General features: G+C 72.1%; 20 protein-coding genes. 10 read left to right on the forward strand and 10 right to left on the reverse strand.

Going from position 1 to position 17,319, the window contains the following annotated elements; translation table 11 throughout:
* The first annotated feature begins 32 nt into the window (after positions 1–32).
* The gene (locus tag ACFXAZ_RS22930; protein WP_384594217.1) at positions 33–485 is read left to right on the forward strand and encodes a cyclic nucleotide-binding domain-containing protein; all 453 of its coding nucleotides are present in this window, start codon (positions 33–35) and stop codon (positions 483–485) included.
* Between the two features lie 10 nt (positions 486–495).
* Here the strand turns inward: ACFXAZ_RS22930 and ACFXAZ_RS22935 are convergent, their stop codons facing one another.
* Positions 496–891 (reverse strand): type 1 glutamine amidotransferase domain-containing protein, encoded by a 396-nt coding sequence (locus tag ACFXAZ_RS22935; protein ID WP_384594220.1) that lies wholly within the window; start codon positions 889–891, stop codon positions 496–498.
* On the opposite strand from ACFXAZ_RS22935, the gene ACFXAZ_RS22940 reads away from it, so the two are divergent.
* On the forward strand, positions 871–1,005 hold the full coding sequence (locus ACFXAZ_RS22940; protein WP_384594223.1) for a hypothetical protein: 135 nt from the start codon (positions 871–873) through the stop codon (positions 1,003–1,005). The two genes, ACFXAZ_RS22935 and ACFXAZ_RS22940, sit on opposite strands and share 21 nt — an antisense overlap.
* 193 nt (positions 1,006–1,198) lie before the next feature.
* Here the strand turns inward: ACFXAZ_RS22940 and ACFXAZ_RS22945 are convergent, their stop codons facing one another.
* Genes ACFXAZ_RS22945 through ACFXAZ_RS22955 form a run of 3 tightly spaced genes read right to left on the reverse strand, consistent with a single transcriptional unit; the run spans position 1,199 to position 4,330 of the window.
* Entirely contained in the window at positions 1,199–2,860 is a 1,662-nt protein-coding gene (locus ACFXAZ_RS22945) for a GMC family oxidoreductase (RefSeq protein ID WP_384594226.1), read from the reverse strand.
* A gap of 35 nt (positions 2,861–2,895) precedes the next feature.
* Positions 2,896–3,813, reverse strand: a complete 918-nt coding sequence (locus ACFXAZ_RS22950; protein WP_384594229.1) for a carbohydrate ABC transporter permease — start codon at positions 3,811–3,813, stop codon at positions 2,896–2,898.
* Between the two features lie 25 nt (positions 3,814–3,838).
* Positions 3,839–4,330 (reverse strand): carbohydrate ABC transporter permease, encoded by a 492-nt coding sequence (locus tag ACFXAZ_RS22955; protein ID WP_384594232.1) that lies wholly within the window; start codon positions 4,328–4,330, stop codon positions 3,839–3,841.
* Between ACFXAZ_RS22955 and ACFXAZ_RS22960 the strand changes: the two genes are divergently transcribed.
* Positions 4,251–4,547, forward strand: coding sequence for an aldehyde dehydrogenase family protein (locus ACFXAZ_RS22960; protein WP_384594235.1), 297 nt, complete (start codon positions 4,251–4,253; stop codon positions 4,545–4,547). The two genes, ACFXAZ_RS22955 and ACFXAZ_RS22960, sit on opposite strands and share 80 nt — an antisense overlap.
* A gap of 108 nt (positions 4,548–4,655) precedes the next feature.
* Here ACFXAZ_RS22960 and ACFXAZ_RS22965 read toward each other — a convergent pair whose 3' ends face one another.
* Together ACFXAZ_RS22965 and ACFXAZ_RS22970 are read right to left on the reverse strand one after the other, a co-directional pair.
* Positions 4,656–4,865 (reverse strand): DUF397 domain-containing protein, encoded by a 210-nt coding sequence (locus tag ACFXAZ_RS22965; RefSeq protein WP_384594239.1) that lies wholly within the window; start codon positions 4,863–4,865, stop codon positions 4,656–4,658.
* Positions 4,862–5,698: a Scr1 family TA system antitoxin-like transcriptional regulator gene (locus tag ACFXAZ_RS22970; protein WP_384594242.1), complete on the reverse strand. Its 837-nt coding sequence runs from the start codon at positions 5,696–5,698 to the stop codon at positions 4,862–4,864. The genes ACFXAZ_RS22965 and ACFXAZ_RS22970 overlap by 4 nt, the downstream gene beginning before the upstream one ends.
* 106 nt (positions 5,699–5,804) lie before the next feature.
* Here ACFXAZ_RS22970 and ACFXAZ_RS22975 point away from each other — a divergent pair, with 106 nt between their 5' ends.
* The gene (locus tag ACFXAZ_RS22975; protein ID WP_384594245.1) at positions 5,805–6,062 is read left to right on the forward strand and encodes a hypothetical protein; all 258 of its coding nucleotides are present in this window, start codon (positions 5,805–5,807) and stop codon (positions 6,060–6,062) included.
* A 454-nt stretch (positions 6,063–6,516) separates the two neighbouring features.
* Here ACFXAZ_RS22975 and ACFXAZ_RS22980 read toward each other — a convergent pair whose 3' ends face one another.
* Positions 6,517–7,815, reverse strand: a complete 1,299-nt coding sequence (locus ACFXAZ_RS22980) for an MFS transporter (protein ID WP_384594248.1) — start codon at positions 7,813–7,815, stop codon at positions 6,517–6,519.
* 100 nt (positions 7,816–7,915) lie between these two features.
* A complete protein-coding gene (locus tag ACFXAZ_RS22985) occupies positions 7,916–8,533 on the reverse strand; it encodes a LysE/ArgO family amino acid transporter (protein WP_384594281.1) in 618 nt (205 codons plus the stop codon).
* Between the two features lie 119 nt (positions 8,534–8,652).
* Here ACFXAZ_RS22985 and ACFXAZ_RS22990 point away from each other — a divergent pair, with 119 nt between their 5' ends.
* Both ACFXAZ_RS22990 and ACFXAZ_RS22995 read left to right on the forward strand, forming a co-directional pair.
* On the forward strand, positions 8,653–9,594 hold the full coding sequence (locus ACFXAZ_RS22990) for a LysR family transcriptional regulator ArgP (RefSeq protein WP_384594251.1): 942 nt from the start codon (positions 8,653–8,655) through the stop codon (positions 9,592–9,594).
* Positions 9,595–9,706: 112 nt separating this feature from the next.
* Entirely contained in the window at positions 9,707–10,057 is a 351-nt protein-coding gene (locus ACFXAZ_RS22995; RefSeq protein WP_384594254.1) for a DUF488 domain-containing protein, read from the forward strand.
* A 73-nt stretch (positions 10,058–10,130) separates the two neighbouring features.
* Here ACFXAZ_RS22995 and ACFXAZ_RS23000 read toward each other — a convergent pair whose 3' ends face one another.
* Together ACFXAZ_RS23000 and ACFXAZ_RS23005 are read right to left on the reverse strand one after the other, a co-directional pair.
* Positions 10,131–11,804 carry an FAD-binding dehydrogenase gene (locus ACFXAZ_RS23000; RefSeq protein ID WP_384594257.1) on the reverse strand — a complete coding sequence of 558 codons (1,674 nt, stop codon included), beginning with the start codon at positions 11,802–11,804 and terminating at the stop codon, positions 10,131–10,133.
* 57 nt (positions 11,805–11,861) lie between these two features.
* Positions 11,862–12,536: a TetR/AcrR family transcriptional regulator gene (locus tag ACFXAZ_RS23005; RefSeq protein ID WP_384594260.1), complete on the reverse strand. Its 675-nt coding sequence runs from the start codon at positions 12,534–12,536 to the stop codon at positions 11,862–11,864.
* A 210-nt stretch (positions 12,537–12,746) separates the two neighbouring features.
* Between ACFXAZ_RS23005 and ACFXAZ_RS23010 the strand changes: the two genes are divergently transcribed.
* From ACFXAZ_RS23010 to ACFXAZ_RS23025, 4 genes are all read left to right on the forward strand, one after another.
* A complete protein-coding gene (locus tag ACFXAZ_RS23010; protein ID WP_384594263.1) occupies positions 12,747–13,373 on the forward strand; it encodes an alpha-ketoglutarate-dependent dioxygenase AlkB in 627 nt (208 codons plus the stop codon).
* 115 nt (positions 13,374–13,488) lie between these two features.
* On the forward strand, positions 13,489–14,691 hold the full coding sequence (locus tag ACFXAZ_RS23015; protein WP_384594266.1) for an acyltransferase: 1,203 nt from the start codon (positions 13,489–13,491) through the stop codon (positions 14,689–14,691).
* Between the two features lie 121 nt (positions 14,692–14,812).
* Positions 14,813–15,559 carry an MBL fold metallo-hydrolase gene (locus tag ACFXAZ_RS23020; protein WP_384594269.1) on the forward strand — a complete coding sequence of 249 codons (747 nt, stop codon included), beginning with the start codon at positions 14,813–14,815 and terminating at the stop codon, positions 15,557–15,559.
* Between the two features lie 9 nt (positions 15,560–15,568).
* A complete protein-coding gene (locus ACFXAZ_RS23025) occupies positions 15,569–16,813 on the forward strand; it encodes a DUF4032 domain-containing protein (RefSeq protein ID WP_384594272.1) in 1,245 nt (414 codons plus the stop codon).
* Positions 16,814–17,319: the final 506 nt, after the last annotated feature.

The following is a 17,319-nucleotide window of genomic DNA, read 5'->3' on the forward strand; positions in this document are numbered from 1 at the left end:
GCGGACGTCGTCCCGGCGAGGAGCCCCACGCCATGACCAAAGCGACGAAGCTGCTGACCGCCCTCCCCCAGCCCCAGCGCGACCGGCTGATGGGACTGGCGCACGAGGTGTCCTTCCCCGAGGACTGCCGGATCTTCGAGGCGGGCGGCGACGCCGACCGGTTCTGGGTGATCCGCTCGGGCGCCGTCTCGCTCGACCAGCAGGTGACCCCGGAGCGGCGGGTGAAGGTCGCGGGACTGGGCGCGGGCGATCTGCTCGGCTGGTCGTGGCTCTTCCCGCCGTACCGGTGGGACTTCGGCGCGGAGGCGTTCAGCCCGGTGCGGACGTACGAGTTCGAGGCCGGGGCCGTGCTGGTGCTGTGCGAGGAGGATCCGCAGCTCGGCATGTCGCTGATCCGGCTCGTCGCCGAGATCCTCGCGCACCGGCTGGAGGTGACCCGGGGGCGGCTGCTGGAGGCGTACCAGATGCAGCGGCGGACGTGGTGAGGCGGTGTGCTCAGTCGCCGTTCAGCAGGGCTACGACCCGTTCCGCGACGCCCCTCGCCGAGGACGGGTTCTGGCCGGTCACCACCCGCCGGTCGACCACCACGTGCGGGGCGTAGACCCCGGCGTGGGTGTGCAGGGCGCCGCGCTCGGTGAGGGCGGCCTGGAGGAAGAACGGGATCACGTCGGCCATCTCCGAGGCCCGCTCCTCGTCATCGGTGAAGCAGGTGACCTCCCGGCCCGCCAGCAGCGGCGTCCCCTGCGGGGTGCTGAGGCCGAGCAGCCCGGCGGGGCCGTGGCAGACGGCGGCGATCACCCCGCCCGCCGCGTGGACGGCGTCACCGATCCGCGCGATGTCCGGGTTGCCGGGGAAGTCCCACATGGTGCCGTGTCCGCCGACGTAGAGCACGGCGTCGTAGCCGGCCGGGTCGACGTCGGCCAGCGGTACGGCGGCGGCCAGGTCGACCGTGTCGAGGAAGGCCCGCTGCGCCGGGTCGCCGAGGTCCGCCCCGTCGATCGGTGAGCGCCCGCCGCGCGGCGAGGCGAGGTCGACCGGAGTCCGGCCCGGGTGAACACCTCCCAGGGGTGCGCCGCCTCCGCCGGCCAGAAGCCGGTACGGCGGCCCGTGTCACCGAGTTCGCCATGGCTGGTGAGCACGAACAGGACGGTCTTGCCTGCGCTCATCTCTGCGGTCTCCTGTCGTCACGAGGCGGGACTCACGCCTCCAGCGGGTCCGGGACCCGGGCCGTGCTCGACGGGTCCCGGATCAGGTCGGCGGCCCGTTCGGCGAGGGCGACCACCGGGGCGTTGGTGTTGCCTCGCGGCACCGCCGGGAACACCGAGGCGTCGGCCACCCGCAGCCCGGCGACGCCGCGCACCCTCAGCTGCGGGTCGCACACCGCCCCCGGGTCGCCGCCCATGGCGCAACTGCTGGTGGGGTGACGCATGGTGACCAGGTCCCGGCGGATCCAGTCCCGGATCGCCGTCTCGCCGTCGATGTCCGGCCCCGGGGCCAGCTCACCCTCGGTGAGGTCGGCGAACGGGCGGTGCGCGGCGATCTCCCGGGCGAGCCGCACCCCGGCGGCCAGCACCTCCAGATCGCCCTCGTGGGTCAGATGGCCCGGGTCCAGGGCGGGCGCGGCGGCGGGGTCGGCCGAGCGCAACCGCACCTCTCCCCGGCTGCGCACCTCGACCGCCGTGACCAGGACGGAGATCAGCGGTTCGGCGGCGGATCCCGGGCCGGGCGGCGCGGGCGGTACGACGTGGTACTGGAGGTCGGGTCCGGCCAGCCCCTCCCGGGTGTGCAGGAAGGCGCCGCTCTCGCCGCCGTTGGAGGCCAGCGGGCCCCGGCCCAGCAGCCGCCACAGCAGTTCGGCGCGAGCCGGTGCCAGCAGGTCGGCGCGGGAGGGGAGGGCCCGCCAGACCATCGTGCAGCGCGGATGGTCCTGGAGCCCGGCGCCGACCGCCGGTGACTCGGCCAGCACCGGGATGCCGTACGCGCGCAGTTGCCCGGGGTCGCCGACGCCGGAGAGCATGAGGAGCTGCGGGGAGCGGATCGCCCCGGCGCACAGCACCACCTCGGCGGCCCGGACCTGGTGCGGGACCCCGCCCGACAGATAGGCGACGCCGATCGCCCGGCCGTGGTCGATCAGGACGCGGGTGACCAGGGAGCCGGTGCGCACGGTGAGGTTGGGGCGGGTCAGCGCGGGGCGCAGATAGGCGTCGGCGGTGGACCAGCGGCGGCCCCGGCGCTGGGTGAGCTGGTAGAAGCCGGCGCCGTCGGGCCGGCCGCCGTTGAAGCCGCCGCCGGGGCCGAGGCCCTGGGCGCGGGCGGCGGCCACCCAGGCACGGGTGGTGCGATGGCGTTGCCGGGGGTCCTCGATGGCGAGGGGGCCGGTGGTGCCCAGGCCCGTCGGCCTGCCGCGTCCCGCCCGGCCGTCCGAGCCGGTCGCCGTGGACCGGCCCCGATAGCCCTCGGCGCGGCGGAAGTAGGGCAGCAGGTCCTGATATCCCCAGCCGGCGCAGCCATAGGTGTCGCGCCAGGCGTCGAAGTCGGCGTGGCTGCCGCGGACATAGATCATCGCGTTGGTGGAGGAGGTGCCGCCGAGGACCCGGCCGCTGGGCCAGGCGACCGTGCGGCCCTCGGCGTGGGGCTGCGGTTCGGTGGCGTAGTCCCAGTCGTAGGGGCCCTTCAGCAGCCGGGGCATCGCGGCCGGGACATGGAGGTCGCGGGCGGTGTCGGGTGGGCCGGCCTCCAGGAGCAGGACCCGGGCGGCGGGGTCCTCGCTGAGCCGGGCGGCCAGCACGCTGCCCGCGCTGCCGGCGCCGACGACCACATGGGAGTACTCCTCGTCAGGGGGTGAGGGGTGCGGGGACAAGGCGGCCTCCTGGAGCCACGGCGGGTACGGCGGGGTCAGCCGCGGATCGCACCGGCCATGATCCCGCCGACGATCTGCCGCCCCAGCAGGGCGAACACGACCAGTACGGGCAGGGTGGCCAGGGCGGTCCCGGCAAGAATCAGTGAGTAGTCCTGGAAGTAGCCGGCGGACAGGGTGGACAGGGCTACCTGGACGGTGGGGTCGTCGGGGTTGAGGACCACCAGAGGCCAGAAGAAGTCATTCCACGCCTGCATGAAGGTGAAGACGCCGAGCACGGCTGCGGCCGGGCGGACGGCGGGCACGATGACATGCCAGTAGACACGAGTGGTGTGGCAGCCGTCCAGCATGGCGGCGTCGATCAGTTCGTCGGGGACGGCGTCCAGGATGAACTGGCGCATCCAGAAGACACCGAACGCGGTCACCATGCCCGGCACGATGACCGCCTCCAGGCGCCCGGCCCAGCCCAGCTCGCCCATGAGGAGGTAGAGCGGGATGATGCCGAGCCGGGTCGGGACCATCATGGTGCCGATCACCACCAGCAGCAGTCCCTGCCGCCCCCGGAACCGGAGCTTGGCGAAGGCGAACCCGGCGAGGGAGCTGAACAGCAGCACGGACAGGGTGATCGAGCCGGACACCACCAGGGAGTTCAGAAGTGCCTTCTGGAACTCCACGGTGTCGAACACCCGGGCGAGGTTGGCGAAGAGATGGCCGCCGGGGACCAGCGGGGGCGGGGTCCGGCCGACCGCCTCGTTGTCGTGCGAGGCGACCACCAGGGTCCAGTACAGGGGGAACGCGGAACCGAGGACGATCGCGCCCAGGATCGCGTAGGTGAGCGGCCCGGCCCGGTCGAGCCGGCGCAGCCCGCCCCGGCGGCGACGCCGGGCGGACCGGCCGCGCGGCGGTGGTCCGGAGGGCGGGGCGGTGGTGTGCGGGGTGCCGGCGGTCGTGGTCATCCCGGCCCTCCCAGCGTCGGCCCGGTCATCGGCTGGACCGGATGCGGCGGGTGATCAGGTGGTTGACGGCGGAGGCGATGACGATCACCAGGAACATCACCCAGGCGATGGTGGACGCGTAGCCGAAGTCGAACTGGCGGAAGCCCTGTTCGTAGAGGTAGACGGTGAGGGTCTGGAACTGGCGGTCGGAGCCGCCGGTGACCCCGCCGGGAGTGGGGTCGAACAGCAGGGGTTCGGCGAAGAGCTGGAGGCCCTGGATGGTCGAGATGACGACCGTGAAGATGATCACCGGGCGGAGCGCCGGGACGGTGATGTGCCGGAAGAGCTGGAAGCCATTGGCCCCGTCCGTGCGAGCGGCCTCGTACCGTTCACGCGGGATGGTCTGCATCGCGGCGAGGTGGATGAGCGCGTTGTAGCCGGTCCAGCGCCAGATGACCATGGCGCCCATCGTCCAGGAGGAGATCTTCGGCCCGGTGGTGGCGCTGCTGAGCGTCTCCTCCCTGGAGGAGGCGATCACCGTCGCCAACGGGACGCCGTACGGCCTGTGCGCCGCGATCTTCACCGGCGACCGGAACCGGGGCCGCCGCTTCGCGCGGGCCTGGACGCGGGCCGGGTCGGCATCAACCTGCCGACCTCGGTGGGCGACCTGCGGGTACCGGGCGGTGGCCGCAAGAACAGCGGGCGGGGCGAGTACGAGGGGGCGGGCGACGGGATCGCGTTCTTCACCCACCTGAAGCCGATCTTCTTCGCGACGTAGGTCTGCCGACCGGTCCGGGTAGGGCGGAGCCCCACCGTGGCTTGCATGGTGGGGCTCGCGTACGGGGGCTGCTCGGGCCGGGTCGTCAGATCGCGCCGAATCCCCCGGCCTTGACACCCGCTACGAAGGAGGCGAACGGGCCGACGGGGACGTCCAGTATCGGACCCGTCGGATTCTTGGAATCACGGACGGGGACCACGCCGCGCGCGACGACAAGGTTGGTGGCGACCTCGACGCAGTCGCCGCCGTTGTTGCTGTAAGAAGAGGTGAACCAGCGGGGGGAGTCGGTCGTCACGGGATGCCCTTTCGTACCTGCTCGATCATGGCCACGGATGCCGTCTGGGACATAGCTACGGCCTGTAGCTGATGGTAAGCCGTCAACACGGGCGCCACGGAAGTGGTTTCGCGGTCGAGATTCCCTTGCGCCTGGGACTCGGCGTAGCAGATCACGGACCGGTCCGGCAGGGTCAGGAGATTGACCGGCAGGTCGAACGTGCGGCGCTCCCCTATCTCATACGGCGCCACCTGTAGCAGCGTGTTGGGCAACTCGGCGAACTCGATCAGATAGGCCAGTTGCGCGTCCATGAGAGCAGTCCCGCCAACTGGTCGACGGATACAGCTTTCATCCATGGTCACAAAGACCATGGGGGGCCGAGGGCGGAGCAACGTGGCCTGCCGCTCGGCCAGAAACGTGACGCGTTCATCCGCCTGTTCGGCCGTGATGGCGCCCCTCTGCATGGCGCTGTCGGCAAGCACCCGCGCGTACTCCGGTGTCTGCAACAAACCAGGAATGATCCCAATGTTGTACAGCCGGATTTCTACCGCACGGGCCTCGTACTTGACGTACTCCGGGAAGCCCTCCAGCAACGCACCTTGCTTGATCTCGCGGTAGTAGCGCTCGAACGCGTCTGCGGTGCCGACGAGGCCAAAGACGCGGTCTGCACTACGCGAGAAGCGGAGAGTTGGAGACTTCCGTCCAGTTTCAACCGCCGAAATATGCACGCTGGAGTACTCCATGCACGCGGCAAGGTGCTCTTGAGTCCAGCCGCGAGCCTCTCGCAAGCTGCGCAGACGTGCCCCATAGGCCGCCTGTGGCGATGCATCCGGGTTTAACTCCTTGCGATTCAAGGACTGTCAACCAACCTTTCGTTCTCAACCAGCAGCTTGAAGGATGCCCAGGTGCGAGCCACTCTGAACCTCCCCAGTAGTGACACTACTACGGAGAGGAGCGGCCATGACGGCACAGAACGTTCCCACGGACAGACCAGAACCCGCACACATTCCGGAACTCGGCGCAATCGTGGTGGACACCAGCCGCGACCGCACTGGCGAGTTCCGAGGCGTCGTCGGCCCCTACTGGTCGCTGCGACCAATCCGTGGCGGGACCGAATGGGAGGCCCACCCCGCGCGCGTCCGCCCCGCGAGCCCCGCCGAACGGCTCAGCGCCGAGAACGCTCGGGTGAACGCGCGGAGTCGGAGGGCGTTGCTGTGAGCGCCCCGGGCCGATGACCGTCCCGGCGGAGCCCTCGTGCCACTGGGCCGAGGTGCGGGCGGAGGGACCGGTCCACGGCCGGCGCGGGACAGTGCCGTACGTGCTCGGCACGTTCCGGACGCCCCATCTGGGGCTCGCCCTGCGCCGGCTCCGCCGCGAGGCACTGTTGATCGTGGATCGGCTCGACCCCGACCCCGCGCGCTCGGCGTGGGTGCGGCCCGCGATGCGTACCGCGGCCGTGCCGGTGCCCGGCTGTCCCTCGGAACTGCGGGTGTGGGCCACCGATCCGGACGAGCAGCACGAGGCACGGGAGGTCGTCAGAGGCGGGCACCCGCTCCACGCCACCTTTCCGGACACTGACTGCGCCTCCATCTTGTCCGTCCGGCTGGTCGGGGCCGTCACCCAGCGGCACCCCCTCTTCGTCCTCGCCGACGCCCCCCCCGGACGACCGGCCTCAGATCCGGTACCGCCGAAGCGCCGGTACCGTCACCGCCAGTGCCAGCATCGCCACCACCACCAGCAACCCCCCGCCCGTCACAGCCGCCCGGGGGCCGAAGGCCGAGCCCGCCGTGCCGTGGAGGACGTCGGCCAGGCGGGGGCCGCCCGCCACGACCACCGTGAAGACGCCCTGCATCCGGCCGCGCATCTCGTCGGTCGCCGCCGAGAGGAGGATCGCGCCCCGGAACACCATGGACACCATGTCCGCGACCCCGGCGACGACGAGGAACGCGACGGCGATCCAGAGGGTCGTGGTCAGGCCGAAACCGGCGATCGCCAGGCCCCAGACCACGACCGCGCCGATCACCATCCACCCGTGCCGCCGCACCCGCGAGAACGTGCCGGAGAACAGTCCGCCGGCCACCGCCCCGACCGGGATCGCCGCGAACAGCAGGCCGAGGGCGAGACCCTCGCCGTAGGAGCCGTAGGTCTCGGCGGCGAGTTGCGGGAACAGGGCGCGGGGCATGCCGAGGACCATGGCGATGACATCGGCGAGGAAGGACAGCAGCAGCACCTTGTGCAGGGCGATGTAGCGGAAGCCCTCGGCGATCTCCCGGATGCCCGCCCGGCGTTTGGCGACGGCCTTCAGAGGTGGCAGGGCGGGGAGCCGCGCCACCGCCCACACCGCCACGCACAGGGCCACGGCGTCGATCAGATACAGCTCGGCCAGGCCGATCACCGGGATGAGCGCGCCTGCCAGAAGTGGTCCGGCGACCAGACCTGTCTGCATCACCGTGGAGCCCAGGGCGTTGGCCGCGGCCAGCTCGTCCTCAGGGACCAAGCGGGCGATGGAGGCATTGCGGGCGGGCGCGTTCAGCCCGAAGAACGCCTGCTGGAGCGCGAGCAGCACCATCAGCACGGCGACGGAGTCGAGCCCGATGAGGGCCTGGATCCAGAAGAGTACGGAGGTCACCGCGATACCCGTGTTGGTGACCAGGAGGAGCGTGCGGCGGTCCACGGTGTCGGCGATGGCGCCGCCCCACAGCGCGAACACCACCATGGGCAGCAGCCCGGCGAAGCTGGCGTAGCCGACCCAGGCCGAGGAACCGGTGAGGTCGTAGACCTGCTTGGGCACGGCCACGGCGGTCAGCTGGCTGCCGACGGCCGTGACGATGGTGGACGCCCACAGCCTGCGGTAGGCGGGGCGGCGCAGCGGGCGGGTGTCCATCGCCCAGCGGCGCCGGGTGCGTTCCGGCCGCTCACGGGACGCCGGATCGGCCTCCGGTTCCTCGGTGCTGCTCTCGCTGGTGTCCACGGGCTTCCTGGTTGCTCGTTACATCTTTCGAATCGGCGTCAGTCACTATCGCAGGGCGGGCCGGGTCCGGGAGGACCGTCTCGACCGGCGGTGCTCCCCATCACGCTCCGGCTATCAGGGTGACGCCCAGGGTGATCATCGTCGCGGCCACGAAGCCGTCCAGGATCCGCCAGGCGGTCGGTTTCGCCAGCCAGCGGCCGAGCAGCCGGGCCCCGAAGCCGAGCGCCGCGAACCAGCACAGGCTCGCGACGACCGCGCCGATACCGAAGGTCCAGCGCAACTCGCCCCGGTCGGCGGCGACCGAGCCGAGCAGGAACACCGTGTCGAGATAGACGTGCGGGTTGAGCCAGGTCAGGGCGAGGCAGGTGAGGACGGCCCGGCGGCGGGAACCGGCTTGCGCGCCGGCGTCGCTCAGGGCGTTCCCGGCGGGGCGGATCACCCGGCGGGCGGCGAGGGCGCCGTAGCCGAGCAGGAAGGCGCCGCCGATCCAGGCGACCACCGTCAGCGCCTGCGGCCAGGCCACCACGATCGCGCCGACCCCGGCGACGCCGAGCGTGATCAGCAGGGCGTCGGACAGGGCGCAGATGGCGACCACCGCGAGGACCGCGTCCCGGCGCACGCCCTGCCGCAGGACGAAGGCGTTCTGGGCGCCGATCGCGACGATCAGGGAGAGGCCGGTGCCGAATCCGGCGGTCGCGGCGGACAGGGCTGGTGGCAGGGCGGTGGACAGCGTGACGGACAGTGCGGTGGACATGTCTGGGACGCTAAGAGCTGCGATCACCCCGTGTACAGCTAAAGATTCTTACGTATCCTTAGCGCTTGTGAAGGTGAGCGCTCTTGACTGACGACGAATTCGGCGGGACCGGCCTGCCCGATCTCCCCCTCGACCAGGTCCGCACGCTGCTCGCGGTGGTCGACGAGGGCACGTTCGACGCGGCGGCGGCAGCGCTGAATGTGACGCCGTCGGCGGTCAGTCAGCGGGTGAAGGCCCTGGAGCAGCGCACGGGCCGGGTGCTGCTGATGCGGACGAAGCCGGTGCGGCCCACCGAGTCCGGCGAGGTACTGGTCCGGCTCGCCCGGCAACTGGCCCGGCTGGAGCGGGACGCGTTCGCCGAGCTGGGCCTGACCCGGGACGGGGAACCGGCCCGCGTGTCGGTCGCCGTGAACGCGGACTCGCTGGCCACCTGGTTCCTCGGCGCCCTGACCCGGCTGCCGCGCGGCGCGGCGCTCGGCTTCGAGCTGTACCGCGAGGGCGAGGACCACACCGCGACCCTGCTGCGGGAGGGCCTGGTGATGGCGGCGGTCACGTCGTCGCCGGACCCGGTGCCGGGCTGTTCGGTACGGCCGCTGGGGCGGATGCGGTACGTGCCCGTGGCCACCCCGGGGTTCGTCGAGCGGGAGTTGCGCGGGCGTCCGCTGCGGGACGCGCTGAGCGTGGCCCCGGTCATCGCCTTCGACCGCCGCGACGACGTCCAGGACGATTTCGTACGCCGCCTCCCTGGTGAACACGGTGACGGCAGCGGCGGCGCGAGCGGGCTGCGCCACTACGTACCGTCGTCGGAGGGGTTCGCCGCGTGTGTCGCCGCCGGGCTCGGGTGGGGGCTGGTGCCGGAGGCCCAGGCGGACCCCCTGCTGGCCACCGGACAGTTGGTCACGCTCCTCCCCGGGCGGACGGTGGACGTCCCGCTGTACTGGCAGCAGTGGAAGCTGGACTCCCCCGCGCTGGCGACGCTCGCCGACGCGGTCGTCACGACCGCCGCCGAATCCCTGCGCAACTGATCCGGCGTCATGACATGACCCGAGCGAGCGGCCATACGGGGAGAAACCACCTGATACAGACTTTCCGATGTACGCTCCGGGCACACCGCCCCCTCCCCTGGAAGGGTCCCCCGTGAGCGTCCGCGTCCGCCGTGTCTACGAAGCCCCCGACCCCGGCGACGGCCTGCGCGTGCTGGTCGACCGGCTGTGGCCGCGCGGAGTGTCCAAGGACGCGGCGCACCTCGACAGCTGGCCGAAGGGGCTCACCCCCTCGGACGAACTACGCCGCTGGTTCCACGCCGGACAGGGCTCGTACGAGGAGTTCGCGCGGCGGTACGAGGCCGAGCTTGCCGCGCCCGAGGCGGCCGAAGCACTGGAGGGACTGCGCGCGTCGGTGGCGGCGGGACCGGTGACGCTGCTGACGGCGGCGAAGGAGCCGGAGCACAGCCATGCGGCCGTACTGCTCCGGCTCCTGACGTCCTGACGTCCTGACGGGCAGAGCCGCCCGCCTCCGACCGCCGTCAGCCCCCTGTCAGTCCCCCCCTGTCAGCCTCTTGTCAGCCCGTCTGACCCGCCGCCGACCGGCCCGCCGCACGGCCCGAGAACAGGCAGCCGCCCAGGAACGTGCCCTCCAGGGCGTTGTATCCGTGCACGCCACCGCCGCCGAACCCGGCCACCTCACCGGCCGCGTACAGCCCTTCGACGGGCTTCCCGTCGGTGCCAAGGGCGCGGGAGTCAAGGTCGGTCTGGATGCCGCCGAGGGTCTTGCGGGTGAGGACGTGCAGCTTGACGCCGACCAGCGGGCCCGCCTCGGGGTCCAGCAGGCGGTGCGGGGTGGCGACCCGGCCCAGGCGGTCGCCGATGTAGCGGCGGGCGTTGCGGATGCCCTGGACCTGGGCGTCCTTGCTGTAGGGGTTCGCCAGTTGGAGGTCACGGGACTCGATCTGGCGGCGCAGCCCGTCCACGTCGAGGAGTGGCTTGTCGGTGAGGGCGTTCATCCGCTCCACGAGCTGTTCCAGGGTGGGCGCGGTGACGAAGTCGGCGCCGCTGCGCAGGAACGCCCGCACCGGGCCGGGCGCCCCCTTGCCGAGCAGCCGGTCGCGCAGCACGGCCTTGCGGTCCTTGGCGGTGATGTCGGGGTTCTGCTCGGAGCCCGACAGCGCGAACTCCTTCTCGATGATCTTCCGGGTGAGGACGAACCAGGAGTGGTCGTACGCCGCGATGTCCTCGGTGGTGCGCAGATGGCGCAGGGTGCTGAGGGTGTCGTAGCCGGGCAGGCAGGGGTCGGGAAGACGGCGGCCGAGGGCGTCGAACCACATCGAGGACGGGCCGGGCAGGATGCGGATGCCGTGGCCGGGCCAGACGGGGTCCCAGTTCTGGACGCCCTCGGTGTAGTGCCACATGCGGTCGCGGTTGACCAGGCGGACGCCGGCCTCGGCGCTGATGTCGAGCATCCGGCCGTCGACGTAGGCGGGGACGCCGGTGATCATCCGGGCGGGCGGGGTGCCGAGCCGCTCGGGCCAGTGGCGGCGGACGATGTCGTGGTCGGCGCCGATCCCGCCGGAGGTGACGATCACGGCCTGGGCGGTGAGGGCGAACTCGCCGGTCGCCTCGCGGCTGGAGGAGACGCCGCGCGGGGAGTCGTCCTCGGCGAGGAGCGTGCCGCGCACCCCGCGCGCGGCGCCGTCCTCGATGACCAGGGCGTCGACGCGGTGGCGGTGGTGGAAGGTGAGCAGCCCGTCGCGGGCGGCCTGCCGGGCGTACTCCACGAACGGTTCGACCACGCCCGTGCCGGTGCCCCAGGCGATGTGGAAGCGGGGTACGGAGTTGCCGTGGCCGTCGGCGCGCAGATCGCCGCGTTCGGCCCAGCCGACGGTGGGCAGCAGCTTGATGCCGTGCCCGTCCAGCCAGGACCGCTTCTCCCCGGCCGCGAACTCCACATAGGCGCGGGCCCAGCGCACGGCCCAGGAGTCCTCGTCCGCCACGCGGTCGAAGCGGGCGCTGCCCTGCCAGTCGTTCCAGGCCAGGTCGAAGGAGTCCTTGATCTTCAGCCGGCGCTGTTCCGGCGAGTCGACCAGGAACAGGCCGCCGAAGGACCAGAACGCCTGGCCGCCGAGGTTGGCCGCGTTCTCCTGGTCGACCAGGGCGACCCGGCGGCCCCGGCTGGTGAGTTCGTGCGCGGCGACCAGGCCCGCGAGTCCGGCTCCGACGACGATGACGTCCGCGTCCATGGCGGCGTTTCCCTTCTCGTGTCTCGTGTCACGTACAGGTCATTCGGATCGTGCGGGTCATGCGGATCGTGCGGGTGCGTCGCCGCCTTTCGCCAGCAGCGCCGTGAGGAGTTGCTTCAGCCAGGCCCGCGCGCTGTCCACGTCGTGGTCCAGCAGGAGTTGCACGGTGACCCCGTCGTAGGCGGCGACGACCGCGCGGGCGGCGCCCTCGGTGTCGCCGAGGACGGCGGGCAGGGTGGTGTGGCCCCGGGCGCGGCGCAGCCGTTCGGCGATGGCGGCGCGCAGCCGGGCCCGGTGTTCGAGCAGGGTCGCGGCGACGGCCGGGTCCCGGGCGGCGTGCACCAGGAAGTCCGTCTTGACCAGGAGCCAGTCCCGGTCGAGCAGGAGCACTTCGGTGACCCGGTCGACGGCGGCCGGTACGTCGAGTCCGGGCCCGTCCTGGGCGAGCGCCCCGGCGACCTGCTCGGCGATCAGCTCGGCCCGGTCCCGGTAGAGGGCGAAGAACAGTTCGTCGAGGCTGGCGAAGTTGGAGTAAAAGGCGCCCCGGCTGTATCCGGCGGCCTCGCACACCTCTTCGATGGAGACCCGCCCGAATCCCTTCGCGGCGAAGACGGCGAAGGCCGCGTCGAGCAGGTTCGCCCGGGTCCGCACCCGGCGCTTGGTCACCCGCCGGGGTGCCGCCTCGTCCGCCACCTCGTCCGCCACCTCGTCCGCCACCCCGTCAGCCACCATGCCCGCCGGCCACTCCGTCCGCCTCCACGCCCGTGAGGGCCTATTTGGATACGTGAATGTATCCGATACAGGAATGCATCCAAAGGGTCCGGACGGCACCGGTTCCGAACGGGCCCGGACGACACCGAACGCGGGGATGGCCACGAACGCCGGGATGGCCCCCGAACGCCAGGATGGAACATACATTCGATTACGGAGTACGCTGAGGTCATGACCGCGCACCTCCAGGGCTCCCTCTTCGACCAGACCGACCAGGTGCGGCTGGGCAGGCTCGACGAGATCCGCCGGACCGTCCTCGGCTCCGGCGCCTGGATCGACGTACTGCCGGGCTGGCTGACGGGTGCCGACGCGCTGTTCGCCCAGCTGGCACCGGCCGTCCCGTGGCGGGCCGAGCGGCGGACGATGTACGACCAGGTGGTGGACGTACCACGGCTGCTCGCGTTCTACCGGCAGGGCGAGACGCTGCCGCATCCGGTGCTGGAGGAGGCCCGGGTGGCGCTGTCCGCGCACTACGCCGAGGAGCTGGGCGAGCCGTTCACCACCGCCGGGCTGTGCTTCTACCGCGACGGCCGGGACAGTGTGGCCTGGCACGGCGACCGGATCGGGCGCGGGGCCCGGGAGGACACCATGGTGGCGATCCTCTCCGTGGGCGCGCCGCGCGATCTGCTGCTGCGCCCGGTGCACGGCGGTGACTCGGTACGGCGGCCCCTGGGCCACGGCGATCTGATCGTGATGGGCGGTTCGTGCCAGCGGACCTGGGAGCACTGCGTACCGAAGACCGCGCGGGCGGCGGGACCGCGCATCAGTGTGCAGTTCCGCCCGCACGGCGTGCAGTGAGGTGTGGCGTGGGACGAGAGGAGAGCCTCGGAGGTGGTGACTGCCGGAAGGGTGTCCTCCTCCCCCGGCCTCCCCGACACTGGCCGCACATCGCCTGGATGGAGCGGAGGGGTCGATGGCGGCTCAGGGCGAGGGGTCCGACGGCACACGCGCGGCGCCCCGGCGCACGGAACTCGACACCCTGCGCGTCCTGATCGTCATCGGCCTGATCTTCTTCCACTCCGCCCTGGTCTTCGCCCCGGACAACGACTTCTACGTCAAGAATGAGAGCACCACCGAGGTCGTCACCGTGCTCTCCGGACTCGGCGTGGTGTGGGCGATGCCCATCCTGTTCCTGGTGGCCGGGCTCGGCGCCCGGCACTCGCTGCGGCGGCGCGGACCGGGCGGCTTCGCCCGCGAGCGCCTGCTGCGGCTCGGTGTGCCGCTGGTGGTCACCACGCTCGTCCTGACCCCGCTCCCCCAGTGGCTGCGGCTGCGCGCGGCAGACCCCGGCCACCACGAGTCGTATCTCGCCTTCTGGCCGCGCTTCTTGGCCGTACGGCCGGATCCGGCGGACTTCCCGTTCGTGCTGGACGGTGAGCATTTCGAGACGGGGCATCTCTGGTTCGTCGTGCTGCTGCTGACGTTCAGCCTGCTGCTCGCGCCCGTCGCCGGGCCGCTGGCCGGCGGGGCCGAGCCGCTGGCCGCCGCCATGGACCGGCGCCCGGCGCTGCTGCTCCTGCCCGCGCTGCCCCTGGCCGCGCTCGACGCGCTGTACATGGAGGGGGGCTTCGCGGGCTGGAACCGGTGGGCCTATCTGGTGTTCTTCCTGTACGGGTACGCGCTCGCCGACGACCTGCGGATCCGCGCGGCGACCCGGCGGCTGGCCCGGCCGGTCGGTGTGCTGGGGCTGCTGCTGTTCGCGGCGACGGCGCCGGGGTTCATGACGCTGGACGATCCGTTCACCGACCGGGCGGCGTTCGCCGTGCTGACGCGGGCGCTGTTCGGGGCGGCGGGATGGTGCTGGGTGGTGGCGATCCTGGGGCTGCTGGACCGGCCGGAGCGGGCGGAGGTGCCGTCGTCGCCGGGCCGGGCGCGGGTGCGGGCGTATCTGGCCGGGGCCGCCCTGCCGGTGTATGTGCTGCACCAGCCGATCGTGGTCGCCGTCGCCTATGGCGTGGTCGGCTGGCCCGCGCCGATGGTGGTGAAGTACACGGCGATCGTGGCCGGGTCGCTGGTAGTGATCTTCGCGGTGTACGAGGTGGGGATCCGGCGGACGCGGGTGACCCGGTTCCTGCTGGGAATGCGCACCGGGCCGCCACCCACGCCCGCCGGGTGATCTGCTTTCCTTGTCCGGGCCGGAATTCCTTGTTCCGGCCGGATTTCTCTGTCCTGGTTGCGGTCTTCCGGTCGGGTTCCCCGGTCCCGGCCGGGCGGGAACGCGAGCTTCGGGACGGTTCATGCGGGCGGATGTACGGCAGGTCGCGGACGGCACCTATCTGGTGCACGGCTCGCAGACGAACTGGGTGATCCTCACCGAGGGGGACGCGCTCACGCTGATCGACACCGGCTATCCCGGCGACCGGGAGTCGCTGCTCGACTCCCTCGCGCGGGTGGGCGGCACACCGGAGGCGGTCACGGCCGTACTGATCACGCACGCGCACAACGACCATCTCGGTTCGGCCGAGTATCTGCGCGCCCGGTACGGCACGCCGGTCCTGTGCCATGCGGCGGAGGTGCCGCACGCGCGGCGGGAGTTCCTGCACCAGGTGAATGTGCGGGACGTGCTGCGCAATGTCTGGCGGCCCGGGGTGCTGCCGTGGTCGCTGCACGCGTTGCGCTCCGGCGGCAAGGCGCACATCCCGGTCGCCGAGCCGCAGGCCCTCGCGCTCGGCGGGCCGCTGGATCTGCCGGGCCGGCCCGTGCCCGTGCCGACCCCGGGGCACACCCTGGGGCACTGCGCGTTCCATCTCCCCGACCGTGGCGTGGTGATCTCCGGTGACGCCCTGGTGACCGCCCATCCCACGTCCCGGCTGCACGGCCCGCACCTGCTGCCCGACATGTTCCACCACGAGCGGGCGGCGGCCCTCGCCTCCCTGGACCGCTTCACGGAACTGGACGGCGATCTGCTGCTGCCCGGCCATGGTGAGGCACATCGCGGTCCAGTCGCCGAAACGGTCGGGCACGCGCGCGAGAGGGCGCTTTAAGGTCAGGCCATGGCTTTGCAGATCAGTGCCACCAACCCGGAGCACCCCGCGCTCCTGCTCGCGCTCCCCTGGCAAGTGCCGCTGGAGGACTGGCCCGAGGAACACCTCGTGCCGCTCCCGCGCGGTATCTCCCGGCACGTCGTGCGCTACGCGCGTGCCGGGGACGAGGTGATCGCCGTCAAGGAACTCGCCGAACGGCCCGCGCTGCGCGAATACGGGCTGCTGCGCGACCTGGACCGGCTCGGCATCCCGGCGGTGGACGCCCTCGCCGTGGTCACCGGGCGCACCGACAGCGCCGGAGAGCCGCTGGAGCCGGTGCTGGTGACCCGGCATCTCGGGGGCTCGCTGCCGTACCGGTCGATGTTCGAGACGACCATGCGCCCGGCGACCATGCACCGGCTGATGGACGCCCTGGCGGTGCTTCTGGTGCGGCTGCACCTGGCCGGTTTCGCGTGGGGCGACTGCTCGCTGTCCAACACCCTGTTCCGGCGGGACGCGGGCGCGTACGCCGCGTATCTCGTGGACGCGGAGACCGGTGAGCTGCATCCGGGCCTGAGCACCGGGCAGCGGGACTACGACCTCGATCTCGCGCGCGTCAACATCAGCGGCGAACTGCTCGACCTGGAGGCGTCCGGGGCGCTGCACCCGTCCGTCGACCCGATCGAGTTCGGCATGGAGATCTGCGCCCGCTATCAGGGCCTGTGGCAGGAGCTGACCCGGGTCTCGGTGTACCCCGCGGGCAAGCACCACCACATGGAGCGCCGTATCCGCCGCCTCAACGACCTCGGCTTCGATGTCGCCGAGATGCAGATCGAGCACTCCCCCAGCGGCGACACGGTCACCTTCGTGCCCAAGGTCGTCGACGCGGGCCACCACCAGCGCCAGTTGCTCCGGCTGACCGGCCTGGACACCGAGGAGAACCAGGCCCGGCGGCTGCTGAACGACCTGGAGAGCTGGATGGCCACCCAGGACGACGGTTCCGGCGACCCGGGCGACCCGCTCGCCGCCCGCCCCGAGGTGCTGGCCCACCGCTGGGTGCGCGAGGTCTTCCGCCCGACCGTCCGCGCGGTCCCGCCGGACCTGCGGGGCACGATGGACGCGGCGGAGATCTACCACCAGCTGCTGGAACATCGCTGGTACATGTCCGAGCGCGCCCAGCACGACATCGGCATCGAGACGGCCGTCAAGGACTACATAGATCACATTCTCCCGAGGGCCCGGGAGCTGCCGGGGCTGCCTTGCGACGCGGAGTGAGATGGGGGGTAGTCGGGGCGCCGCCCCGGGAGGGTGGACGATACCGGCGTCCCGAGATGATCTCCGGCGGCTCGTACCCGGGCCCTCCGGGGGCGAGGCTTCGGCTGACGTCAGCGCCCGGAGACGCCTGGCGGCGGGCGCCGCTTGGCGGCACTTGCGGCGGCGGCCGGCACGTGCGGCGGAAGTAGCCGCAGGGCGGCGGCGAGCGACGGAAGACGGCCGTCGGGCAGCAGCGAGCGGCAGGCGACGGAAGGTGGCCGTCGGGCGGCAGCCGCAGGGCAGCGGCGAGCGGCGGGAGTGCGACCGTCCGGGAGCGGCGAGCGGGCTGGCGACGGAAGGTGACCGTCGGGCGGCGGGCTCCGGGTAGCAGAAGGCAGCCGCAGGGCGCGGCGGAACGCGACCGTCAGGCGACGGAAGGCGGGCGGCCAGTGCCAGGCAGCAGGCAGCAGGCAGCAGGCAGCAGGCAGCAGGCAGCAGGCAGCTGGCCGCAGGCAGCAGGCTGCTGG

This window comes from Streptomyces sp. NPDC059477 (genome assembly GCF_042749375.1).
GTDB lineage: Bacteria > Actinomycetota > Actinomycetes > Streptomycetales > Streptomycetaceae > Streptomyces.